Annotated in this window: 21 protein-coding genes and 1 tRNA gene; 9 read left to right on the top strand and 13 right to left on the bottom strand. The window is 73.1% G+C overall.

All coding sequences use genetic code 11. The annotated features are described in order from the left end of the window. Positions 1–16 precede the first annotated feature (16 nt). Both RBH18_RS14745 and RBH18_RS14750 read left to right on the top strand, forming a co-directional pair. Positions 17–1,102 carry a sensor histidine kinase gene (locus RBH18_RS14745; protein ID WP_306207953.1) on the top strand — a complete coding sequence of 362 codons (1,086 nt, stop codon included), beginning with the start codon at positions 17–19 and terminating at the stop codon, positions 1,100–1,102. Beyond that, complete coding sequence (locus RBH18_RS14750; RefSeq protein ID WP_306207955.1) at positions 1,099–1,758, top strand: response regulator; 660 nt, start codon at positions 1,099–1,101, stop codon at positions 1,756–1,758. Before RBH18_RS14745 ends, RBH18_RS14750 begins: the two co-directional genes overlap by 4 nt. On the opposite strand, the gene glgX is transcribed toward RBH18_RS14750, so the two are convergent. The 3 genes from glgX to RBH18_RS14765 all read right to left on the bottom strand — a co-directional run bounded on the left by glgX (position 1,749) and on the right by RBH18_RS14765 (position 6,678). Continuing rightward, positions 1,749–3,863 (bottom strand): glycogen debranching protein GlgX, encoded by a 2,115-nt coding sequence (gene glgX, locus RBH18_RS14755; RefSeq protein WP_306207957.1) that lies wholly within the window; start codon positions 3,861–3,863, stop codon positions 1,749–1,751. The genes RBH18_RS14750 and glgX overlap by 10 nt on opposite strands. A 202-nt stretch (positions 3,864–4,065) precedes the next feature. Then, a complete protein-coding gene (locus RBH18_RS14760) occupies positions 4,066–4,986 on the bottom strand; it encodes a PRC and DUF2382 domain-containing protein (RefSeq protein WP_306207959.1) in 921 nt (306 codons plus the stop codon). 267 nt (positions 4,987–5,253) lie between these two features. Further along, positions 5,254–6,678: an MFS transporter gene (locus tag RBH18_RS14765; RefSeq protein WP_306207961.1), complete on the bottom strand. Its 1,425-nt coding sequence runs from the start codon at positions 6,676–6,678 to the stop codon at positions 5,254–5,256. A 62-nt stretch (positions 6,679–6,740) separates the two neighbouring features. On the opposite strand from RBH18_RS14765, the gene RBH18_RS14770 reads away from it, so the two are divergent. Together RBH18_RS14770 and RBH18_RS14775 are read left to right on the top strand one after the other, a co-directional pair. Continuing rightward, on the top strand, positions 6,741–8,153 hold the full coding sequence (locus tag RBH18_RS14770; RefSeq protein WP_306207963.1) for an MFS transporter: 1,413 nt from the start codon (positions 6,741–6,743) through the stop codon (positions 8,151–8,153). After that, complete coding sequence (locus tag RBH18_RS14775; protein WP_306207965.1) at positions 8,150–9,208, top strand: spore photoproduct lyase family protein; 1,059 nt, start codon at positions 8,150–8,152, stop codon at positions 9,206–9,208. Before RBH18_RS14770 ends, RBH18_RS14775 begins: the two co-directional genes overlap by 4 nt. Before the next feature lie 45 nt (positions 9,209–9,253). Here the strand turns inward: RBH18_RS14775 and chrA are convergent, their stop codons facing one another. Beyond that, positions 9,254–10,666 carry a chromate efflux transporter gene (gene chrA, locus RBH18_RS14780; RefSeq protein WP_306207967.1) on the bottom strand — a complete coding sequence of 471 codons (1,413 nt, stop codon included), beginning with the start codon at positions 10,664–10,666 and terminating at the stop codon, positions 9,254–9,256. Between the two features lie 104 nt (positions 10,667–10,770). Then, complete coding sequence (locus tag RBH18_RS14785; RefSeq protein WP_306207970.1) at positions 10,771–12,288, bottom strand: CocE/NonD family hydrolase; 1,518 nt, start codon at positions 12,286–12,288, stop codon at positions 10,771–10,773. A 96-nt stretch (positions 12,289–12,384) separates the two neighbouring features. Here RBH18_RS14785 and RBH18_RS14790 point away from each other — a divergent pair, with 96 nt between their 5' ends. Then, the gene (locus RBH18_RS14790) at positions 12,385–12,918 is read left to right on the top strand and encodes a TetR/AcrR family transcriptional regulator (protein ID WP_306207972.1); all 534 of its coding nucleotides are present in this window, start codon (positions 12,385–12,387) and stop codon (positions 12,916–12,918) included. Here RBH18_RS14790 and RBH18_RS14795 read toward each other — a convergent pair. Together RBH18_RS14795 and RBH18_RS14800 are read right to left on the bottom strand one after the other, a co-directional pair. Continuing rightward, positions 12,883–13,329, bottom strand: coding sequence for a GNAT family N-acetyltransferase (locus tag RBH18_RS14795; RefSeq protein WP_306207973.1), 447 nt, complete (start codon positions 13,327–13,329; stop codon positions 12,883–12,885). The two genes, RBH18_RS14790 and RBH18_RS14795, sit on opposite strands and share 36 nt — an antisense overlap. Then, a complete protein-coding gene (locus tag RBH18_RS14800) occupies positions 13,326–14,303 on the bottom strand; it encodes a hypothetical protein (RefSeq protein WP_306207975.1) in 978 nt (325 codons plus the stop codon). Before RBH18_RS14800 ends, RBH18_RS14795 begins: the two co-directional genes overlap by 4 nt. A gap of 63 nt (positions 14,304–14,366) precedes the next feature. Here RBH18_RS14800 and RBH18_RS14805 point away from each other — a divergent pair, with 63 nt between their 5' ends. Further along, on the top strand, positions 14,367–14,945 hold the full coding sequence (locus tag RBH18_RS14805; RefSeq protein WP_306207977.1) for a TetR/AcrR family transcriptional regulator: 579 nt from the start codon (positions 14,367–14,369) through the stop codon (positions 14,943–14,945). Here RBH18_RS14805 and selB read toward each other — a convergent pair. The 4 genes from selB to RBH18_RS14825 form a co-directional block, all read right to left on the bottom strand. After that, a complete protein-coding gene (gene selB / locus RBH18_RS14810) occupies positions 14,942–16,687 on the bottom strand; it encodes a selenocysteine-specific translation elongation factor (RefSeq protein WP_306207978.1) in 1,746 nt (581 codons plus the stop codon). The two genes, RBH18_RS14805 and selB, sit on opposite strands and share 4 nt — an antisense overlap. A gap of 1 nt (position 16,688) precedes the next feature. Next, positions 16,689–17,981, bottom strand: coding sequence for an L-seryl-tRNA(Sec) selenium transferase (gene selA / locus RBH18_RS14815; protein WP_306207979.1), 1,293 nt, complete (start codon positions 17,979–17,981; stop codon positions 16,689–16,691). Between the two features lie 9 nt (positions 17,982–17,990). After that, positions 17,991–19,034, bottom strand: coding sequence for a hypothetical protein (locus RBH18_RS14820; protein WP_306207981.1), 1,044 nt, complete (start codon positions 19,032–19,034; stop codon positions 17,991–17,993). A gap of 161 nt (positions 19,035–19,195) precedes the next feature. Beyond that, positions 19,196–19,663, bottom strand: a complete 468-nt coding sequence (locus tag RBH18_RS14825; protein ID WP_306207982.1) for a DMT family transporter — start codon at positions 19,661–19,663, stop codon at positions 19,196–19,198. 33 nt (positions 19,664–19,696) lie between these two features. Here RBH18_RS14825 and RBH18_RS14830 point away from each other — a divergent pair, with 33 nt between their 5' ends. Continuing rightward, a complete protein-coding gene (locus RBH18_RS14830; RefSeq protein WP_306207984.1) occupies positions 19,697–19,876 on the top strand; it encodes a hypothetical protein in 180 nt (59 codons plus the stop codon). A 26-nt stretch (positions 19,877–19,902) separates the two neighbouring features. Here RBH18_RS14830 and RBH18_RS14835 read toward each other — a convergent pair. Both RBH18_RS14835 and RBH18_RS14840 read right to left on the bottom strand, forming a co-directional pair. Further along, positions 19,903–19,998 (bottom strand) — tRNA-Sec (locus RBH18_RS14835). Between the two features lie 117 nt (positions 19,999–20,115). After that, positions 20,116–20,307 (bottom strand): hypothetical protein, encoded by a 192-nt coding sequence (locus RBH18_RS14840; protein WP_306207986.1) that lies wholly within the window; start codon positions 20,305–20,307, stop codon positions 20,116–20,118. A 177-nt stretch (positions 20,308–20,484) separates the two neighbouring features. On the opposite strand from RBH18_RS14840, the gene selD reads away from it, so the two are divergent. Further along, positions 20,485–21,480: a selenide, water dikinase SelD gene (gene selD, locus RBH18_RS14845; RefSeq protein ID WP_306208027.1), complete on the top strand. Its 996-nt coding sequence runs from the start codon at positions 20,485–20,487 to the stop codon at positions 21,478–21,480. Further along, positions 21,480–22,370: a DUF5996 family protein gene (locus RBH18_RS14850; RefSeq protein ID WP_306207988.1), complete on the top strand. Its 891-nt coding sequence runs from the start codon at positions 21,480–21,482 to the stop codon at positions 22,368–22,370. The genes selD and RBH18_RS14850 overlap by 1 nt, the downstream gene beginning before the upstream one ends. Positions 22,371–22,409 lie beyond the last annotated feature (39 nt).

Raw genomic sequence — 22,409 nt, forward strand, 5'->3', positions numbered from 1 at the left:
TCCCTACGCTCAGGTCATGACAGCGGGGAGCCGGCTACGGCAGATCGACATCGGCGTCGCGGGGGCGCTGTTCCTCGTGCTGACGCTGCTCGTCATCGTGACGCCGGAGGGGCCACGGGGGCCGCTCGGGTTCGGCGCGGCGATCGCGCTGGCGGGCGTGCAGGCCGGGTCCGTCGTCCTGATGCGGCGCCGGCCGGAGGCGGCGATGGCGGTGGCGGTCGCGGCGGGCGCCGGCCTCGAGGTGCTCAGTCCCGGCATCGGCTGGCTGGGGCAGGCGTCGGCGGTGCTGGCCTGTTACGCGCGGCTGCGCCCGCCCCGGCGCTCGCTGTGGGTCCTGGCGCTGCTGTCGGGCAGCGCCGTGCTGGAGCTGCTGACCGGCGACGGGCTCACCGAGACGCTGCTGGCCGCGGCCGGGCCCGCCCTCGGCTGGACGCTGGGCGAGCTGGCCCGCACCCGCGACCTGCGCCGGCAGGAGGAACGGCAGCGCATCCTCGCGCAGGAGCGCACCCGCATCGCCCGGGAGCTGCACGACGTGCTGGCCCACACGATCTCGGTGATCGTGGTGCAGGCGCAGGCCGCGGAGGACGTCTTCGACCGCCGCCCGGAGCACGCGCGCAAGGCCTTGACCACCATCGGTACGGCCGCCCGGGGCACCCTGCAGGAGCTGCGCGTGCTGCTGCAGACGTTGTCCGACGAGTCCGAGGGCACCGGACCGCAGCCCGGCCTCGCGCAGCTGCCCGAGCTGGCGGCCTCGCTGGGCACCACGGGGCTGCGGGTGGACCTGCGCGCCGAGCCGGTGCGGCTGCCGCCGGCCGTGGACCTGTCGGCGTACCGGATCGTGCAGGAGTCGTTGACCAACACCCTGCGCCACAGCCAGGCCACCCGGGCGCGCGTGACGGTCAGCTGCACCGGCGCGGCGGTCAGCGTGGAGGTCAGCGACGACGGGCCCGCCCGGGTCCAGGGCCGGGTCGCGGGCAGCCGGCACGGGCTGATCGGGATGCGGGAGCGGGCGCGGCTGCTCGGCGGCACGTTCGACGCCGGGCCCACCGCCACGGGCGGCTTCCTGGTGCGCGCCGACCTCCCCCTGGAGGCGGCGGCGTGACGATCCGGGTGCTCGTCGCGGACGATCAGGAGCTCGTGCGGGCCGGCTTCGCGCTCATCGTGGACGGCCGCGACGATCTCGAGGTGGTCGCCGAGGCGGCGGACGGGGCGGAGGCGGTCGCCCTGGCGCGCGAGCACCGGCCGGACGTGGTGCTGATGGACGTACGGATGCCGGGGGTGGACGGGGTCGAGGCGGCCCGGCGGCTGGCCGCCGAGCGCAACCCCGCCCGGATCATCATGCTGACCACCTTCGACCTGGACGAGCCGGTGGTCGCGGCGCTGCGCGCGGGCGCGAGCGGCTTCCTGCTCAAGGACATCCGCCCCGACGAGCTGGCCCGCGCCATCCGCCTCGTGGCCCACGGCGACGCCCTGCTCGCCCCGACGGTGACCCGCCGCCTGCTGGACCGCTTCGCCGCCACGCCCCCGCTCGGCCGCTCACCGCGGCTCGACGTCCTCAGCGACCGCGAACGCGAGGTGCTGACCCTGGTCGCGCGGGCACTGTCCAACGACGAGATCGCCGCCGAGCTCCACCTGAGCCGCGCCACCGTGAAGACCCACCTCTCGGCGATCCTCACGAAGCTCGGCCTGCGCGACCGCGTCCAGGCCGTCGTCGTGGCGTACGACGCCGGCCTGGTCCGGCCCGGCGATCAGGCGTGATAGCGGCACTTCAGGACGACCATGGTGTGGCCGCCCACCTCGAAGGGGGTGCCCGCCTTGAGGCTGCGCTTGCGGCTGGCCAGCAGCGGGTCGGCGGTGTCGATGACCCGCTCCCACGCGGTGCCGTACTCCTTCGGGGGCAGGGTGAAGGTGACCTGCTCGCCGAGCGGGTTGAAGAGCACGAGGAACGAGTCGTCCGCGATGGCCTCGCCGAGGGCGTCCGTCTCGGGGATGCCCGCGCCGTTGAGGAAGACGGTCATGGTCATGCCCGACTGCTGGTTCCAGTCGTCGGGCGTCATGGGCTCGGCATCGCGGCGCAGCCAGGCGATGTCCGGGACCTTCGAGTCGCCCGCGGGCTCGCCGGTGAAGAAGCGCCGGCGGCGGAAGATCGGGTGCTGGTGGCGCAGCTCGGTCAGGCTGCGGGTGAAGCGGGTCAGCACGTCGTGGTGGCGCGCGTCCTCCCAGTCGACCCAGCTGAGCTCGTTGTCCTGGGCGTACACGTTGTTGTTGCCCTGCTGGGTGCGGCCCAACTCGTCGCCGTGGGCGACCATCGGGACGCCCTGCGAGAGCAGCAGCGTGGCCAGGAAGTTGCGCTGCTGGCGGGCGCGGAGCTTGTTGATCTCCGCGTCGTCGGTCGGGCCCTCGGCGCCGCTGTTCCAGGACCGGTTGTGGCTCTCGCCGTCGCGGTTGTCCTCGCCGTTGGCCTCGTTGTGCTTCTCGTTGTAGGAGACCAGGTCGGCGAGGGTGAAGCCGTCGTGCGCGGTGACGAAGTTGATCGAGGCGATGGGGCGGCGGCCGTCGATCTCGTAGAGGTCGGACGAGCCGGTGAAGCGCGACGCGAACTCGCCCAGGCTGGCGGGCTCGCCGCGCCAGAAGTCGCGGACGCTGTCGCGGTACTTGCCGTTCCACTCGGTCCACAGGGGCGGGAAGCCGCCGACCTGGTAGCCGCCGTCGCCGACGTCCCAGGGCTCGGCGATGAGCTTGACCTGCGAGACCACCGGGTCCTGGTTGACCAGGTCGAAGAACGCCGCGAGCCGGTTGACCTCGTGGAACTCGCGGGCCAGCGCCGACGCCAGGTCGAAGCGGAAACCGTCGACGTGCATCTCGGTCACCCAGTAGCGCAGCGAGTCCATGATGAGGCGCAGCGACTCGTGGTGGCGCACGTTCAGGCTGTTGCCGGTGCCGGTGGTGTCGTAGTAGAACTGCTTGTCCTCGTCGACCAGCCGGTAGTACGCCGGATTGTCGATGCCCTTGAACGACAGCGTCGGGCCGAGGTGGTTGCCCTCGGCGGTGTGGTTGTAGACCACGTCGAGGATGACCTCGATGCCGGCCGCGTGCAGGGCCTTGACCATCGACTTGAATTCCTGCACCTGCCCGCCGCGCCCGCCGAACGAGGAATAGTCGTTGTGCGGGGCGAAGAAGCCGATCGTGTTGTAGCCCCAGTAGTTCGTCAGGCCCTTGTCGATCAGCGTGCTGTCGTGCACGAACTGGTGCACCGGCATCAGCTCGACGGCGGTGACGCCGAGCTTCTTGAAGTGCTCGATCATCTTCGGGTGGGCGAGCCCGGAATAGGTGCCGCGCACATCGTCGGGCACGTCCGGGTGCCGCTGGGTCATGCCCTTGACGTGCGCCTCGTAGATGACCGTCTCCCACATGGGGATGCGCAGCGGGCGGTCGTTGCCCCAGTCGAACCACGGGTTCACGACGACGGACTTCATCGCGTACGGCGCGGAGTCGGCGTCGTTGCGCTGCCCGGGATTGCCGAACTCGTAGGAGAAGAGCGCGTTGGTCCAGTCGTTGTGCCCCTCGATCGCCTTGGCGTAGGGGTCCAGGAGCAGCTTGCTGGGATTGCAGCGCAGGCCGCGCGACGGATCGTACGGGCCGTGCACGCGATAGCCGTATCTCTGGCCGGGCACGATCCGCGGCAGATAGCCGTGCCACACGAGCGCCTCACGCTCGGGCAGATCGATGCGCGTCTCCTTGCCGTCGTCGTCGAACAGGCACAGCTCGACCCGCTCCGCGACCTCGGAGAACAATGCGAAATTCGTCCCGCCGCCGTCGTACGTCGCGCCGAGCGGGTAGGGGTTCCCCGGCCAGATTTTCATCGCTCAATCACACCAGTAACCGGGTCGTCCCGCACAGTTCGACGGGCCGGATCAAAATCACAAGCAAAAGACGCATGTCGTAGCTGAGTGGGGGGTACGGATCGTCGCTCCCGCCGAGGCCGGCCACGGCGGGCCGAGGAGCTGGCGCTCCAGAGCAGCCCGCCGAGGCCTTCATGCTGCGTGATCCAAGACCTTCAGAAGATCAACGACGGTCGTCGGGGCCGTCGAAGTCGATGCGCTCCTTGCGGACCTCGCCCTCGACGTGCTCCTCGTCGCGGACGGTCTCCTTGCCGAGCCGCACCCGCTCCACCGGCACGGCCTCCGTGTCGACGACCGGGCGCTCGGCGCGCAGGGTCACCTCGTGCTCGCTCTCCTTGATGGCGGGCCCGGACAGCGCCGCGTCGCGGTTGGCGTCGGTGATCGGCTCGCGCTCGAGGCGTACCTCCTCACGCTGGACGGGGACGGTGACCCGCTCCTGCTCGGTCACCACGTACTTGCGCAGGCGCGCCTTGCCCGCCTCCTCGGTCTGCGTGCCGGCGACCAGGCGCTCCTCGGACCGGGTCATCGCGTCGCCCCCGGTCGTCCCGCGTCCCGTGACCGTGTCGTCCCGGTCCCGGTCGCCGAAGTTCCGGTCGCTGTAGTCGCGGTCCCGGTCGCTGTAGTCGCGATCCCGGTCACCGCGGTCGCGGTCGGTCACGGCGTCCTTGATGCGCTCCTTGACTCCGCGGCCCTCGCCGCGGTCCGTGACCTCGTAGTCCGAGTCCGTACGGGCGTGGCGGCCGCCCTCGCCGCCGGTGACCTCGCCGCCGGTCGAGCTGAACCCGTAGTGGCGGTAGAGGTCGTCCTCCTCCTGGTGCGACAGCTGCCCGTCCGGGTCGATCCGCGGGGCGTCCTTGACCTGATCCTTGGCGAACGGCACCTGCACCCGGTCCGCGCTGATGTCGGCTCCCCGCAGCGGCACGAACGACTGCTTCAGCCCGAACAGGCCGGTCTTGACGGCCAGCCACTCCGGCTCGCCGGTGCGGGCCTCCAGGTAGACGTCGTCCACGGAGCCGATCTTGTCGCCGTCCCGGCCGTAGACGTCGCGGCCGTAGAGCTGGGAGATGTCGGTACGGTTCACCATGGCTTGCCCTTTCCGAGGGGGTTGCTGCGGTACACCCAGGGACATTGCCGACCGGTACGCCTGACAAACAGCTGATCATGGCTCATATCGGACACTGACGGGCCGTTATTTCTGCACTACAGCGGGTATGAAGCGCGCCTTTCCCGCGGGCCGCCGGGACCCTCGACCGGGCCGATGCGCCGGGCACGATGGCCCGGCGGGGACGGGGTTGCCGCGGCGGCGGGACCGTGACATCACCGTTCCCGCGCGACGCTCGGCCGGCCGGACCTAGGCGGCGGTGAGGGGCTTGGCGAGGCTTTCGAGGCTCTGACGTTCGGCCTTGACGCCCAGGACGGCCTCGACCAGGCCCGCGGCGATCATCAGGACCGCGCCGATGACGAAGGCGAGAACCGTGTCGCCGACCTTGCCGGTGCCCACCAGGTCGGCGAAGAGCAGGGGGCCGGTGACGCCGCCGACGGCCGTGCCGACGGCGTAGAAGAAGGCGATCGCCAGGGCGCGGGTCTCCATCGGGAAGATCTCGCTGACCGTCAGGTACGCCGAGCTGGCCCCCGCCGACGCGAAGAACAGCACCACGCACCAGCACGCCGTCATGGTGACCGCGGTCAGCACGCCGGCCGCGAACAGCCAGGCCGTGCCGAGCAGCAGGACGCCGGAGAGCACGTACGTGCCGGTGATCATGATCTTGCGGCCGATCGAGTCGAAGAGGCCGCCGAGCAGCACCGGGCCGAGCAGGTTCCCGACGGCGATCACGGCGAAGTAGTAGCCGGTGCTCCCGGACGGGACGTCGAAGAACGTCTGGAGGATCTGGGCGTACCCGAAGGTGACCGCGTTGTAGAGGAACGCCTGGCCGACGAAGAGCGCCAGGCCCAGCCCGGCCCGCTTGGGGTAGTGCCGCACCAGCGTCCTGGCGATCTGCCCGAACCCGATCGTGCGCCGCTGGCGGATCTCGATGTACTCCTCCGCCGGCGCCAGCCGGCCGCCGACCTCGGTCTCCACGTCCTGGACCAGCGACTCCGCCTCCTGGCCCCGGCCGTGGATGAACAGCCAGCGCGGGCTCTCCGGCACGTGCCGGCGGACCAGCAGGATCACCAGGCCGAGGACGACGCCGAGGCCGAAGGCGACACGCCAGCCCCAGCTGACCGGCAGGGCGGTGAGGACGGGGACGGTGAGCAGCGCCCCGAACGCGGCGCCCGCCCAGTACGTCCCGTTGATCACCAGGTCGACGCGGCCGCGGTGGCGGGCGGGGATGAGCTCGTCGATGGCGGAGTTGATGGCCGCGTACTCGCCGCCGATGCCCGCGCCGGTGACGAAGCGGAACAGGAAGAACCACCAGACGTCGAAGCTGAACGCCGTCGCCGCCGTCCCGACGAGGTAGACGCCCAGCGTGAGCATGAACAGCTTCTTGCGGCCGAAGCGGTCGGTGAGCCAGCCGAAGAAGAGCGCCCCGAAGCAGGAGCCGAGGACGTAGATCGCGGCGCCGAGGCCGCTGACCTGACTCTGGGTGATGTCCAGCCCGCTGCCGGGCTCGGACAGGCGGCCGGAGAGGTTGCCCACGATGGTGACCTCGAGCCCGTCCAGGATCCAGACGGTCCCCAGGCCGATGACGATCATCCAGTGCCAGCGGGACCACGGCAGGCGGTCGAGACGCGCGGGCACATTGGTCCGCACCGTCGGCGTATCGATCATGCTCATGTGACGAGTGCTACCCCGGCGAACGCTGCATTATGCAGCGTCACGGAGGGTACAAATGCACAGTGCGCCGAAACAATCTGATCCTCGCGATCTGTTGCATCAGCCTGTTCATCGTCGGGCTGGACGTGACGATCGTGAACCTCGCGCTCCCCTCGCTGCGCACCGAGTTCGGCTCGTCGGTGTCCGGGCTGCAGTGGGTGGTCGACGCGTACACCCTGGTGCTGGCCAGCCTGCTGGTGCTCGGCGGCTCGACCGCCGACCGGATCGGCCGGCGCCGGGTCTTCCAGACGGGGCTGGCGCTCTTCGGCATCGGGTCGCTGCTGTGCAGCGTCGCGCCGAGCCTGGGCTGGCTGATCGCCTTCCGGGCGGTGCAGGCCATCGGCGGCTCGATGCTCAACCCGGTCGCCCTGTCCATCATCACCAACACGATCACCGAGCCCCGCGAGCGCGCCCGGGCCATCGGCATCTGGGGCAGCGTCGTCGGGCTCAGCATGGCCCTGGGCCCGATTCTCGGCGGCGCCCTGGTCGGCTCGTTCGGCTGGCGCTCGATCTTCTGGATCAACGTGCCCGTGGCGATGGCGGCGATCGTGCTGTGCGCGCTGTTCGTGCCCGAGTCACGGGCGCCGCACGCCCGCGCCGCGGACCCGGTCGGCCAGCTGCTCGTGCTGACCCTGCTCGCCACGGTGACCTTCGGCATCATCGAGGGACCGAACCTGGGCTGGTCCCACCCCGGCATCCTCGCCTGCTTCGCCGCCGCCGCGATCGCCCTGGCAGTGCTGATCCCGTACGAGAACAGGCGCCCGCAGCCCCTGCTGGACCTCCAGGTCTTCCGCAGCCTGCCGTTCAGCGGCGCCAGCCTGATCGCGATCTGCGCGTTCGGCAGCCTCGGCGGCTTCCTGTTCCTCAACGCGATCTACCTGCAGGACGTCCGCGGCCTCTCCCCGCTGCACGCCGGCCTCTGGACCCTGCCGATGGCCCTGACCACCGCGGTCACCGCCCCGCTCGCGGGCCGCATCGTCGGCGCCCGGGGCCCCCGGCTGCCGCTGATCCTGGCCGGCTCGGCGATGTCCGTCGCAATGCTGCCGCTCACCCAGCTCACCACCACGACGCCGGTGTGGCTGCTGCTGACGGCGTACCTGGTCTTCGGGTTCGGGTACGGCATGGTCAACGCCCCGATCACCAACACCGCGGTCTCGGGCATGCCGCGCAGCCGGGCGGGCGTCGCCGCGGCGATCACCTCCACCAGCCGCCAGACGGGCAGCGCGATCGGTGTCGCGGTCATCGGCGCCGCCGTCGTCTCCGGCCTCGACGGCTCGACGGCGGCCGGCTTCGCGCGGGCGTCGCACACCGGCTGGTGGATCATGTTCGGCTGCGGGCTGGCCGTGCTCACCCTGGCCCTGGTCACCACGTCGGCGCGGGCCCGCGAGACCGCCGCCCGCGTCGAGACCCGCGAACCGGCGTTGATCCACTCGTGAGCGACCTCCTCGACATCCGCCGCATCTACGCCGAGCCCGCCGCGGCCGCGCTGCCGCGCGGCAAGGAGATCCTGGCGCGCTGGCCGGACGCCACGATCGTCGAGATCGAGCGCCACGACCGCATCCCCGAGCTGTACGGCGACGAGACGAACGTCCGCCGCTGGGTGCGCATCAAGCAGGAAGCCCTCGTCCTCGGCGTGAAGAAGTCGCTCACCGCCCGCCCGAACGGCCGCTCGGCCGACTTCATCGCCCCGTCGACGGCGAACGGCTGCGCCATGGCGTGCGCCTACTGCTACGTGCCGCGGCGCAAGGGCTACAGCAACCCGATCACGGTCTTCGCCAACATCGACAAGATCACCGGGTACGTGCAACGCCACGCCGCCCGCCAGGGGGTCAAGCCCGCGCCCAACGAGTGCGACCCCGTCGACTGGGTCTACGACATCGGCGAGAACTCCGACTGCTCGCTGGACGCCCGGGTCAGCGACAACGTCCGCGACCTCGTCGAGACCTTCCGCTGGATCGGCAACGCCAAGGCCAGCTTCGCCACGAAGCACGTCAACCGGGAGCTGCTGTCGTGGGACCCGGGCGGGCGTACCCGGATCAGGTTCTCGCTGATGCCCCAGCAGGACGCCAAGTTGCTCGACATCCGCACGTCCGGAATCCCCGAGCGCATCGCCGCGATCGACGACTTCGTGGCGGCCGGCTACGAGGTGCACGTCAACTTCTCCCCCGTCGTGGTCCGCGACGGCTGGCTCGAGGACTGGGCCACCCTGCTGGAGCAGCTCGACGCGGGCATCGGCCCGGCCGCCAGGCAGCAGCTCGCGGCGGAGATCATCTTCCTGACCCACAACCGCGACCTGCACCAGGTCAACCTCGGCTGGCACCCCAAGGCCGAGGAGGTCCTCTGGCGACCGGACCTCCAGCAGGGCAAGCGCTCCGAGAACGGCGCCTGGAACGTCCGCTACCGCACCGGCGAGAAGGGCGCCTACGTCGCCCAGCTGACCGGACTCATCGAGCGCCTCACCCCGTACCTGCGCATCCGCTACGCGTTCTGATCGCCTCTCCCGGCCGGCGCGGCGGCCGGCCTCCCGGAGCGGGGCTCAGACCCCGGGGAGGTGGGCGAGGCCGGCGATCAGGCCGAGAGCGGCGCTGATCCCGAGGACGCGCAACACCGGCCAGGTGCGCCGGAAGATCAGCACGGCGGCGACGACGGCGATGACCACGGGCACCGGGCGGATGGTGGCGAGGGCGGGCACGAGCAGGTGCAGCGGCCCGGCGGTGACCTCGCGGACTCCGGTGAACAGGGTGTGCACGGCGAAGTAGAGCCCGAGGTCGGCAATGACGCCCACCACGGCGGCGGTGATCCCGGTCAGCGCCGCCGAGAGGGCGTGGTTGCCGCGGAGCCGCTCGACGTAGGGGGCGCCGAGCAGGATGAACAGGAAGCACGGCACGAACGTCACCCAGGTGGTGAGCAGGGACGCGACGACGCCGGCGGTCCAGGGACCGAGCGGGCCGGGGTGGTGGTAGGCGCCCAGGAACGCGACGAACTGCACCACCATGATCAGCGGTCCGGGGGTCGTCTCGGCCAGGGCGAGGCCGCGCACCATGTCGCCGGCGGACAGCCAGCCGTAGTGCTCGACCGCGCGCTGGGCGACGAAGGCGAGGACGGCGTAGGCGCCGCCGAAGGTCACCACGGCGGTGCCGGAGAAGAACAGACCCTGCTGGGTGTAGAGGCTGCCGGCGCCGGTCAGCGCGGCCACGACGGCGACCGGCGTGAACCAGGCGACCAGCCCGACGGCGAGAATGGTCAGCCCGCGCCGGGCGCTCGGCCGGTCGTGGTGCAAGGCGTCGTCGGCGATCAACGGTTGCGGGCCGTCCTTGGCGCCGCCCTGGCCACCACCGGCGGTGACCAGGGCCGGACGGCGGCGGTGCAACGCCCACCCGGCCACACCCGCCGCGGCGACCACGATGGGGAACGGCACCCCGAACACCGCCAGTGCGAGGAAGGCGGCAACGGCGAAGCCGACGAGCACGCGGTTGGTCAGCGCCCGGCTGCCGACGCGCCACACCGCCTGGGCCACGATGGCGACCACCGCCGGTGCGAGCCCCGCGAACAGCGCCGTCACGACGGTGGTGTCCCCGAACCCGACGTACACCGCGGACAGCGCGAGCAGCGCGACCACGCCGGGCAGGACGAACAGGGTGCCCGCGATCAGGCCCCCGCGCAGCCCGTTGAGCAGCCATCCCACATAGATGGCCAGCTGCTGGGCCTCCGGGCCGGGCAGCAGCATGCAGTAGTTCAACGCGTGCAGGAACCGCTGCTGCCCGATCCAGCGGCGCTCGTCGACGAGGTGGTGTTGCATGACGGCGATCTGCCCGGCCGGGCCGCCGAAGGTCTGCAACGAGATGACGAACCACGCCCGGACCGCCTGGGCGAGGGGCACGACGTCCCGCACCTCGCCCCCCGGCGGTGTCGGATCGGCCGGCGTGGTGGGCGGGTCGGTGCTGGTCATCGTGTGTGTACTCCGGTCGAGCCATCGGGAGCGGCCGCGCCTGTCTCCGCCGCCAGCCAGATGTAACCACGGTCACCGCACCCGTGTCACCGGTGCGCCACGCCTCACCGGATGGGCACGTCGAGGCGCGAGCCGGTGGCGACGGTGATCGTACGGCCGGGGGCGTTCTCGTCGTAGTAGAGCGGGTCCGTCGTGTCCACGACCAGCGTCAGCGAGTGGCCGGCGGGCACGTCGTACGCGGTGGGCCAGAGGTCGACGTCGAGGGTGCGGTCGCCGGGCGTGGTGCCGAGCCAGGAAGCCGGGGCGTGGGTGATCAGGGTGGCGGTGCCCAGGGCGTCGAGGTCGTAGAGGTAGGCGACGATCGTGCCGGTCGGCGGGGTGTTCCGCAGGGCGAGGTGCAGGCGCGGGGAGCCGCGGAGGCGCTGGACCGTGGCCGGGCGGGCGGCGGCCCACACGCCGGCGCGGGTGCGGTCGACAGCCGGGAGCCAGATCTTCGGCCGCTGACCGGTGAAGGCGGCCGCGCCGTTGGTGAGCAGGACGACCCCTCCCCCGGCGATCGTGTCCTTGTCCGTGGGCAGGGACTTCGTCCACGCCTCCGCGGAGGGCGAGCCGAGCAGTCCGGCGCGGCCCAGGTGCAGCTCCCGGGCGGAGAAGGACGGCCAGCTGGCGTACTGCTCGGCGGGCGCGTTCCAGGGCACCAGCTGCACCGGCGGCTCGTCGTCGATGCCGGTGCCGACGCCGGCCAGGTACTGGTCGAACCAGCGGTACAGGCTCGTCCACACCGCATTGGGCAGGCCGAGCAGGCCGGTCAGCTCGGCGATGGCGTGGTCCCCCGGCCGCAGCTCGAGGCGCTTGGGCCCGGTCAGGCCGCCGAAGAAGGACGTGAGCTGGCCGGGCGGGAAGAACGAGTCGCCCCAGGCGTTCGCGATGAGCACGGCGGGGTGGTTGGCATTGATCGCGGCCAGGTGGGTGGCGGCGGAGCGCTCGTCGGCCCACGCCTGCACCTCGTCGACGTTGCGGTTGGCGGCGAAGTCGGCGAGCTTGGTGCTCAGGTCGGTGCCCGGGCGGCCGAGCGTGCTCGCGGCGATCCCGAGCAGGTCGGCGGCCTGACGATGGCGCGTGTCGTCCCCGTACAGGGAGGAAGTCAGGTCTGTCCATCCGCTCAGCACGCCCACCGCGCGGATGCGGGGATCGGCGCCGGCCCCGAGGAGACTGATTCCTGCCCCGTACGACACCCCGGCCGCCCCGATCCGACCCGGGTCCGCGGGCGTGTTCGCGAGCACCCAGTCGATGACCGCGGACAGGTCGGCGAGGTCCCGGGGCCCGGCGGTGTCGATCTCGCCGCCGGACAGCCACCAGCCGCGCGGCGTGTAGGAGACGACGACGTAGCCGCGGGCGGCCAGGGCTTGCGCCTGGGCCACGTACTCGATGTCGTTGAGCCCCCAGCTGGACGGCATGACCACCGCGGGATGCAGTCCGGAGCCGGCGGGGGTGGCGACGTTGGCCTTGAGCGTGACCCCGGCGCCGGGGATGTCGACGAAGCGCAGGGCCGCGGCCTCCGCGCGGGCGGGCACCACCAGGCCCGCGGTGACCAGCAGCAGGACGAGCAGCAGGCGTTTCATGGCGGGACCGTAGGCGGCGGTTCCGAGAGATTGAAGATGATGACATTCTCGTTACCGGCCGGTAACGTGAGGGGCCGATCCGAGGGAGCGTGCCCCATGCTCTACGGCGCCCCGACCCCCCTTCGCCGCGATGCCCGCCGCAACCGCGAGTCCATCGTGGCCGCCGCGGGCGCGGTCCTCACCGGACCCGGACCGGCCGGCCTCATGGCCGCGGTCGCCCGGCGCGCCGGCGTCGGGCAGGCCACGCTCTACCGCCACTTCCCCGACCGGTACGCCCTCACGGCCGCCGTCATCGACCACGAGCTCGCCGCCCTCGCGGCCCGCGCCGCCGCGCCGGTCGACTTCCGGCACCTGCTCGGCGACGCGCTGCACCGCCAGGTCGCGATGCGTCCCCTCGTCCAGCTCGCGCAGCGCCTCGACGCGCCCACCCGCCGCCGCTACGAGCAGCGCCTGCTCGCCGCGCTGACCACGCCGCTGCGCACCGCCCAGGCCCGCGGGCTGATTCGCACCGACCTGGCCCCGGCCGACGTCCTGCTGTTGTTCAGCATGGTCCGCGGGGTGGCAGCCGCCGAGGACGCCGACCGGTCGGTCGAGCTACTGCTCGGCGGGCTGCTGCCGGCCGATCGGTAGGGCGAACGCGGCCATCTCCTGCTCCTCGTGCGGGATCAGCCCCAGCGACCGGTAGAACGGGTGCGACGTGCGCGCCCCCTCGGTCCCGGCCCGGTCGGTGGACAGGACGAAGAAGCGGCAGTGGGCGTACCGGCGCTTGAGCTCCTCCATCAGCGCGCGCCCGATGCCCTGCCGGTGCGCGTCCGGGTGGACGAGCACGTCCTGCACGTAGCAGACGGTCTCCCCGTCGGACACCGTGCGCGCGAGCCCGAGCAGGCGCCCGTCGTCCGCCCGGGCGGTGAGCAGCGTGTGCGAGGCGGCGAGCCCGCGGACGAGCGTGTCCAGGTCGGCGACGTAGCCGTCCCAGCCGACGGACTCGTACAGGTCGCGGGTCTCTGCCCTGCTCAAGCTGGTCTCGGCGGCAATCTTCACCGGGCGACGGTAGCAGCGGCCAGGGCGTGGAACGCGGCCTTGGGCTCCCACTCCCCCGACTCCAGGACCTTGACCAGCCCGAACGAGGCCTTGTCGAGGTCGGCGCGGCCCGCGTCCGGGCGGTGCGGGAGGTTGCGGGACGCGAAGGTGCACCAGAACGCCGCCGCCACGCCCTCCTCCTCGAAGGTCGCCAGCAGCTCTCGCAGATAGGTCGCCTGCTCCTCCTCGTCGCGCTCGACGTCGGCGGTGAGGCCACGCGCGACCTGCCCGTCCCAGTCGACGAGCGTCAGCGCCTCCGCCCCGAGATCGGCGGCACCGCGGATCGTCGTGCAGCCGTACTCGGTGATGGCCACCGGCTTGCCCACCTCCGTAAGGACGCGCAGGGCGTGGACGTACACGTCGGCATTGTCTCTGGTCCGGTAGAGGTCCATGCCCACGATGTCGAACGGCGTCCAGTCGATGCGCTCCGACGGCAGCGCCGCGTAGGTGATCCGGCCGCCGAAGTGCTTGCGGACCGTGGCGGCCGCCTCGGCGAGGAACGCGTTGAGCCGCTGCCGGGTCTCCGGCGTCAAGCCCCCGAGCCCGGCCAGCCGCTCGTCGAGGGTGTCCCCGGGCAGGAACCCGCGGGCGAAGAGGGTCAGCTCGGCGCCGGTGACCAGGACGACCTCGGCACCCGTGCGACGCAGGCGCTCCGCCCGCTCCGCACAGTCGGCGAGCGTGGCGAGCAGCTCGTCGAGGCTCTGGTCGCTGGTGAAGGGCGAGAACCAGACCTCCAGGCCGGCGTCGGCCGCGAGCTGGGCGGCGAGCTCCAGGCGGTCGGGCAGACCCCCTGTCACGCGTACGGCCGTGCAGTGCAACTGGTCCCGGATGGCGGCCATGTCGGCGCGCACGGTGTCGGCCGTGAAGGGCTCGTGCGTCGTGGGGCCGGGCCCGTGGGTCCAGCCGGTGTCATAGGTGATGCCGTACGTCTGCATGCGTCATAGGGTACGCGCCGTACCTTAAAAAGGGTACCGCCCGTACCCTATAAACTGGGCCGGGTGAGACGACGACGCGGAGCCGCCCTGGAGGACGCGATCCTGCAGGCCGCCGCCGACGAGCTGACCGCCGCGGGCTACGCGGGCCTGACGATGGAGGCAGTCGCCCGGCGCGCGGGCACCAACAAGAACGCCGTCTACCGCCGCTGGCCGGGGCGGGCGGCCCTCGGCGTCGCCGCCTATCGCCGCCTGACCGTGGCCTTCACCGACATCCCGGACACGGGCAGCCTGCGCGAGGACGTCCTGGAGCTCCTGCGCCGCGTCAACCGGCAGTGGTCGTCCCCGCTGGGCGCGGTCCAGCGCGACCTGCTCGCCGCCGCGGCCCACGACCCGGAGCTGCTCGCCCTGATCCGCGAGGGCTCTGCCGACGCCGGCTCCGCGCTGTGGCTGACCGTCCTCGAACGCGCCGTCGCCCGCGGCGAGGCCCCGCCCGAAGCCCTCCACCCCCGCGTGGCGACCACGCCAATCGTGCTGCTGCGCAACGAGTACGTGACCCGCGGCGAACCGACGGCCCCCGACGAAGCCCTCATCGAGATCGTCGACGAGATCTTCCTGCCCCTCGTCCGCGGGCGGGCGGGTTAGCGGGGCACGACCTCGCGGCGGTCGTCGGGGAGGCGGCGGGTCAGGCCCCGGGTGTCGAGGAGGCCGAGCAACGGCACGGCGACGCGGCGGGTGGTGGCCAGGGCCTGGCGGGCTTCGCTGAGGGTGAAGGGTTGCGGCAGGGCGGCCAGGACGGCGGCGGCCTCGTCGGGAGCGGTCGCGCGGAGGATCACGCCCGCGCCCAGGTGGACCAGGAGGCCGGCGCGGGCGGCGGCGGCGATCTGTTTCGGACTCAGGCGGAGGTCGTTGGCTTCGGGGGCGGCGAAGGGGCGGTCCGCGAGGGGGGCGAAGGCCTGGTCGACCGCGGCGGAGAGTTCGGCCGGGGCGCCTGCGTCGGCGGTGGAGACGCGGCCGGCGCGCAGGACCAGCGGCGGGGTGATCAGGGCTTCGACGAGGGCGCGGTCCGGGAGGGCGAGGCGGTGGCGCAGGGCTTCGACCGGGGCGCCCGGTTCGAGGGGGTTGTCGGCGGCGTGCCGGGCCACCTCGGCGGCGAGGCGGTCGCGGAGGGACGCCCAGTGGGCCGGGTCGGCCAGCCAGTCGCCGGCGACCGGGGAGACTTCGTCGGTGGGTACGCCGGTGCGGGCCAGGTCGGCGCGGCGGGCCAGCTTGCGCCGCCGCAGCTCGCCGGGGAGGTCGGGGGTGCCGTCGAGGCCGGCCAGGACGTCGGCGCGGGCGGCGGCCGCCCCGCGGCGGGAGAGGCCGGGCGGGACCACGTCGAGAACGGTCACGCCGCCGGCGACGTGGTGGCGGCCCGGGTCGCGGAGCAGGGCGCGGTCGCCGAGGCGGAGCGGGAGGGGGCGGGCGAGGCGCAGGCGGGCGGTGTCCTTGCCGAGGGGCCGCACCCGCGCGGGGACGGCGGCCGAGCCGATGTGGAAGGTCAGCGTTGCCGGCAGGTCCGCCACGGGGTCGCCGTGCACGCGGACGTCGAGCAGGTCGGTGAGCAGGAACTGTCCCGGGGTGAGCAGGGCTTCGCCGCGGCTCACCTCCTCCTTGGCGAGGCCGCGCAGGTTGACGGCGACCCGGGCGGGGGCGGCGATCGTGTCCACCGCGGCGCCGAGGCTCTGCAGGCCCTTGACGCGGACGGTGCGGGGATGGCCGGTCAGCTCCAGCTCGTCCCCGGCGCCCAGGCGGCCGGCGCCGAGCGTGCCGGTGACGACCGTGCCGGCGCCCTTGACCGTGAACGATCGGTCGATCCAGAGCCGCACCGGGCCGGGGACCTCGTCCGGCAACCCCGCGACGAGCCGGCCGAGGGCGGCCCGCAGGTCGTCGAGGCCCGCGCCGGTGACCGCGCTCACCGCCACCGCCTCGACCTCGCGCAGGCCGGTCGGCGTCAGCTCGAGCCGGGCCTCCTCGATCGCCAGGGCGGGATCGGCGAGGTCGCTGCGGGTCACGACGAGCAACCCATGACGTACGCCCAGCGCGTCCAGCGCCGCCAGATGCTCCGCGGACTGGGGCATCCAGCCCTCGTCCGCGGCGACGACGATCATGGCGGCGGGGACCGGGCCGATGCCGGCGAGCATGTTCGGCACGAAGCGCTCGTGCCCGGGCACGTCGACGAACGCCACCGTCCCCCCGGGCGTCAGCGTCGTCCAGGCGAAGCCGAGGTCGATGGTCATGCCCCGGCGGCGTTCCTCGGCCCAGCGGTCGGGCTCCATGCCGGTCAGCGCACGGACCAGGGTGGACTTGCCGTGGTCGACGTGCCCGGCGGTGGCGAGGACGTGCACGTCAGCGGCCTGCGACCGCGATTACCGCGGCGATCAGCTCGGCGTCACGGGCGAGGGGAACACAGCGCAGGTCCAGCAGCAGGCGGCCCCGCTCGACCCGCCCGACGACGGGGGGTGTGCCGGTGCGGAGCGGCTCGGCGTACTTGTCGGACAGGGCCAGGGCGTGGGACGGGAGCTCCAGCTCGGGCGCGCCACCGCCGCCGACGACCGCCACGGCCGGGACGACCTCGGCCTCGACCCCGGCCGCGGTGAGGGCGGTGTGCGCGGCTTGGCTTCGTACCAGCAGATCGGCGGGAGGGAACCGCAGAGCTTGCCACGTCGGGGTTTCCGGACCCGTCAGGGTCGCGTGCAACGCGGCGAGCGTGAGCTTGTCGACCCGCAGGGCGCGGGCGAGGGGGTGCCGGCGCAGCTGGTGTACGAGATCGGCACCGCCCAGGAGCAGCCCCGCCTGCGGCCCGCCGAGCAGCTTGTCCCCGCTCGCGATGACCAGATCGGCGCCGTTGCGCAACGTCGTCGCGGCATCCGGTTCGTCGGGCAGCAGCGGGTCCGGGGCGAGCAGTCCGGAGCCGATGTCCACCACGACCGGCGCGGGCAGGTCAGACAACTCCGCAATGTCGGTCGCGCTCGTGAAGCCGCGGACGACGAAGTTGGACGGGTGGACCTTGAGGATGAAGCCGGTGTCCGGGCCGATCGCCGCGGCGTAGTCGGCGGGCGACGTCCGGTTGGTCGTGCCCACCTCGCGCAGCCGGGCGCCGGTGGACTGCAGCAGGTCGGGCAGCCGGAACCCGTCCCCGATCTCGACCATCTCCCCGCGGCTCACGATGATCTCGCGGCCCGCGGCCAGGGCCGTCGCGGCCAGCACCAGGGCGGCGGCACCGTTGTTGACCACGTGCACGTCGCCCGCGTCCGGCACCGCGGCGGCGAGCGCGCCCAGGGCGTCACGGCCCCGCTTGGCCCGGCGGCCGGTGGCCAGGTCCAGCTCGACGTCGGTGTGCCCGCCGGCCTCGGCGACCGCGTGCACGGCCGCCTCGGACAGCGCGGCCCGGCCCAGGTTGGTGTGCAGGACCACGCCGGTCGCGTTGAGCACCGAGCGCAGCCCGGCGGCGGTCGGCGGCAGCACCGCGAGGGCCTGCTCCGCGACCTGACCGGGATCGATCTCCCCGGCCCGGGCGCGCTGCTGCGCGGCGACCACCGCCGCCTTCACCGTGGCCCGTCCGAGCCGTCCGGCGGCCGCGGCCAGGCGGGGGTCGGCCAGGACGGCATCGGTACGGGGTACGAGGCGGCGCGGATCCACGCCTCCACCCTAACCGCGGCGTACGGTCAGCCCCTGCCGCACCTCACGGGCCACCCGCCGCTTGATCCGCGTCAGCACGGGCACCTCGGGCCGGTCCGCCCGCTCGCTGACCTTGTCGGTGTAGCCCAGCATCCCGATGATCGTGTCCAGCGCCGTGTCGAGCAGCTGCGCGTCGGTGAGCGCGTCCGGCTCGGTCATGCCGTCCCGCGGCGGCGCCGGCTCCAGCTCCGCGAGGTCACCGGCCACCTGGCACGGATAGCCGGCCAGCTCCCGCACGTGCTGCTCCGACACCTCGGCCAGCCAGCCGGCGCGGTCGGGCCCGACGCCGTACCGCAGCGAGTTGGGCGCGGCCTTGAGCACCGGATTGACCAGATGCCGCAACACCACCTTCCGGTACGGCATCCGGTGCGGATAGCGATCGCCGAGCCGATGGTTCAACCGGCGCAGCAGCTCGATCTCGGCGGCCCCCAGCGACAGGTTCGCCGTGTCCTCGGTGATCTCGCACAACCCGTCGGCGATCCCCAGCACCCCGGCGAACCGCTCCCACAGCAGCAGCCGCGGCGCCCCGGCCGGCGGCACGGTGACGAAGTGCCGCCGCTCGGCCGGCACATGATCGCCCCAGGTGCGCAGCATCCGCGTGGCCGTATGGTTCCAGAAGGCGTCGTGCCGGCCCGACTCGATCGCCCTCAGGAACTCCCCGAAGCTCCACAGCCCCCGCGACCGGATGCTCTCCTGCCACATCGACGGCAGCGTCCGCCCCAGGTCCCGCCCCACCACCACGACATGCACCTCGGCCGGCGCCAGGCTCGCGACGGCCCGCCCGGCCTGCTCCGCCGTCGCCCCGCCGAGCCCCTCGTTCGTGATGACCAGGTCCCCGTCGAAGGCCGCCGCCTCCCGCACCAGAGCGTCCCACGTCCAGGTGGCGCCGGGGTCCCGCCACGACACCTGGCGCAGGTCCATCATGGCCTGGTCGTGCGCCTTCCACGTGCCGCCGGGCAGCAGGATCCCGGCGGAGCGCAGCGCCCCGGCGTTGCCCCACAGCACGTTCTGCACGAAGGTGCTCCCCGTCTTGGGCGCCCCCACATGCACAAAAACGCGTCTCGCCACCCGGACCTCTCCTCCTTGACCGCCGCGGTCAAGATTCCGCGGACGGGCCAGAGTGGCACACGCAGACGCCGGTTTCGTCCCGGTCCGCCGGGCCGCCGGGCCAACCTTCACCCGGTGTTCACCCGCCGCTTCCCCAGTGCCGAGATCAGCACAGCGGCGACGACCAGCGCCCCTCCGCACAGCGCCGGGGCGGTCAGCCGCTCCCCGGCCAGGTGCCCCCACAGCGCCGCCCACACCGGTTCCCCGGCGTAGAGCACGGTGGCACGGGTCGGCGGGACCGAACGCTGCGCCCAGTTCATCGCGACCTGGACGCCCGCAGTGACCAGCCCGAAGGCCGCCACGATCGCCGCGAGCGACCACGACGGGGCAGGCAGGCGCTCGCCGGTCATCGGGCGGACGGCCGAGGCCAGCACCGAGCAGACCGCGAGCTGGACGACGGTCACCAGCCGCAGGTCGACGGTCCCGGCGAACCGGCCGATGAGCAGGATCTGGACGGCGATGGCCACGGTGCCCAGCAAGGTGACGGCCGCACCGGGGCTGGGCTGCTGAGCGAGCACTCCGACGCCGCCGAGCAACGGCTCACCGAGGCCCTGGCCGCTATCCCCGCCGTGCTGCGGGCCGACGCCATCGCCGGGGCCGACGACGTTCTGCTCCACATCGCCGCGGCCGACGCCCGCGAGCTGCAGGACCTGCTCCGCACCCTGCCCCGCATCGGCGCCCGGCGGGTGACGACCCTGCTCCGCCTGGGCGCCGTCAAGACCCCGGCACCCGTCCCCGCCCGGCCCTGAGCCCGGCGGGCGATGCCTGCTGGTGGTGGCGGAGGCGGACGGGAATCGAACCCGCCTGACCCGGATGCCGGGTCACAACGATTTTGAAGACCGCGAGGGGCACCAGCCACCTGAACGCCTCCGCCGATCACCCTAGCGCGCACTCCGCGGGGCCCGGGCGGCGCGGTGCTCACGGCCGGAGCCGACAGTGCCGGGGAAGCGGTGCTCACGTCCGCAGTCGGACAGCGCCGGGAGAGCTGTCAGCCGCGGTCGCCGCGCATGAGGCGGCGGATCTTGTCGAGGAGTTCGGTTTCGAAGGCGGCGACGCTGCCGTCGACGACGCCGGTGCGGTAGTCGGCGCCGGTGGCCGGGTCGGTGGCCCGGGCGGCGTCGGGCTGACGGGCGGCGCCGTCGGCATGGCCGGTCGTGTAGGCCTCGATCGCATCATCCACGCCGGGACTCTCGCATGCGGGCTGAGCTGCGGACACCCACCGTACGGCCGAGCGTGTCCGACCCGTTCGCGCCGACCCGGCGAGGGCGGGCGGAACCGTACGAAGATCGCATTCGGCCCGCCCCGGGAGGCTGTCCGGCCGCCCGCGTGGCACAGTGCAAGGGTGACTGCGACGGAGATGCGACGGCTCACCCAGTACGCGCACGGCGGCGGCTGCGCCTGCAAGATTCCGCCCGGCGAGCTGGAGGCCGTGGTGGCGGGGCTGACCGGCGGCGACCTGCCGCAGGGGCCCGGCGAGCTGCTGGTCGGCCTCGACGATGGCGACGACGCGGCCGTGGTGCGGCTCGCGGCCGGCACGGCGGTGATCGCGACGGCCGACTTCTTCACGCCCGTGGTCGACGACCCGTACGACTGGGGGCGCATCGCCGCCGCCAACGCCCTCTCCGACGTGTACGCGATGGGCGGCGTCCCGGTCGTCGCCGTCAACCTGCTGGCGTGGCCGCGTGACCTGCTGCCGATGGAGCTGGCCGCCGAGGTGCTGCGCGGGGGGCTCGACGTCGGGCGCGAGGCGGGGTGTCACGTCGCCGGCGGGCACAGTGTCGACGACCCCGAGCCCAAGTACGGCATGGCCGTCACGGGCGTCGGCGACCCGGAGCGGCTGCTGCGCAACGACGCCGGGGTGGCCGGGGTGCCGCTGACGCTGACCAAGCCGCTCGGCATCGGCGTGCTCAACAGCCGCCACAAGAGCACGGGCGAGGTCTTCCCGCAGGCCGTGGCCGCCATGACGCGGCTCAACCGGGCGGCGTCCGAGGCCGCGCTCGCCGCCGGGGCCGTGTGCGCCACCGACGTGACGGGGTTCGGGCTGCTCGGGCATCTGCACAAGCTGGCGCGCGCGAGCGGGGTGACCGCGCGGGTCGACAGCGCCGCGGTGCCGTACCTGGAAGGTGCTCGTCAGGCCCTGGCCGACGGCTTCGTGAGCGGCGGCACCCGGCGCAATCTCGACTGGGTCCGCCCGCACCTCGACGCCGGGAGCGTGGCCGAGGACGAGCTGCTCCTGCTCGCCGACGCCCAGACGTCGGGCGGGCTGCTCGTCGCGGGCGAGATTCCCGGCCACCCGGTGATCGGCGAGCTGCTGCCCGCACGCCCCGACGGCCGCACCCTCGAGGTCCGATGATGGCGTGGCCGCGCCTGCGGACGGAGGACTGGACGGCCACGCGCGACACCCTGCACATGTGGACGCAGATCGTGGGGAAGGTCCGCATGGCGTACGCCCCGGCGGTCAACCATTGGTGGCACGTCACCTTCTACGTGAGCGCGCGCGGGCTGACGACCTCCGCGGTCCCGCACCCGGGCGGGCTGGTCGAGATGGAGTTCGACTTCCTCGACCACCAGCTCCACATCCGTACGGACGACGGCCGCACCCGATCGGTGTCCCTCGCCCCGAAGACCGTCGCCGCCTTCTACCGCGAGACGATGGCGGCGCTGGCCTCGCTCGGCATCGAACCGGAGCTCCACGCCGTGCCCAACGAGGTGGACCCGGCGATCCCGTTCGCCGGGGACGACGTGCACCGCGACTACGACGGCGCCGCCGCCCGGGCCTTCTGGCAGCAGCTGGCGCACGTGGCCCGGGTGTTCGAGCGGTTCCGCACCGGCTTCGTCGGCAAGGCCAGCCCGGTTCACTTCTTCTGGGGCGCGATGGACCTGGCCCACACCCGCTTCTCCGGCCGCACGGCCCCGCCCCACCCCGGCGGCGCGCCGAACTGCCCGCCGTCGGTGATGCGCGAGGGCTACTCGCACGAGCTCGCGAGCTTCGGCTTCTGGCCGGGCGGCGGGGCGGAGGGCGCCTTCTACGCGTACGCCTACCCGGAGCCGCCCGGCTACCCCGGCGAGCCCGTGAGCCCGCCCGGCGCGCACTACGACAAGGACATGCGCGAGTTCCTCCTGCCGTACGAGATCGTGGCGGACTCCCCCGACCCGGAGGCCGCCCTGACCGCCTTCCTCGAGTCGACCTACGCGGCAGCCGCCGACCTCGCCGCCTGGGACCGGGCCCTCCTCGACCGCTGACCGCCGCGCCCCGGAACGATCCTCCGGGCCCGGCGGTGC

Origin of the sequence: Actinoplanes oryzae (assembly GCF_030757795.1) — a bacterium.
Classification (GTDB): Bacteria; Actinomycetota; Actinomycetes; order Mycobacteriales; family Micromonosporaceae; genus Actinoplanes.